Source organism: Oleiphilus sp. HI0086, from assembly GCF_001635225.1.
Genome location: NZ_LWFZ01000919.1, coordinates 1 through 445 on the forward strand (window position 1 = coordinate 1; position 445 = coordinate 445).

1 protein-coding gene is annotated in these 445 nt (G+C 43.6%); it reads right to left on the minus strand.

Translation table 11 applies throughout. The features are described 5' to 3' along the window. Window positions 1–21: 21 nt before the first annotated feature. On the minus strand, window positions 22–445 hold a 424-nt coding region (locus A3756_RS16600), incomplete at its 5' end, for a chemotaxis protein CheW (protein ID WP_068567616.1).

Sequence of the window (445 nt, forward strand, 5' to 3'; positions counted from 1 at the left end):
GTATTAAGTAGCAGAGGTCTCTCAAAGCCCCTCTAATAAGATAACTAGATTATCCCTATGCAAGACTGTTCCTACAACATTTTTTGAGGAATCTGCTTCGATATTGATTTTGCTTGGCTCAACTAGAAAGATTTCGCCCACGTGCTCGACGGCTATTCCAGCGGCGCCACGGCTTGAGTCTAGAATGAGAATTCTTTGATGGGCTTCTGCAGTGCTTACCTGTATATGTTTCTCAGCAGAAAGTACCGGAACGATTTCACCGCGAACATTTAAGATGCCTGCTATTTCGGGGTTTGACCCAGGAACAGGGGTTGGTTCTCGATAGGTAATTATCTCTCTGACCAGCTTAACCTCATATGCATACGTTTCTTCAGCAAGAGAGAAGCTTACATATTGTATGGCTGAATCAGCTGGCATATTCCTTCCAAATTCTTTCGCAGGTTTT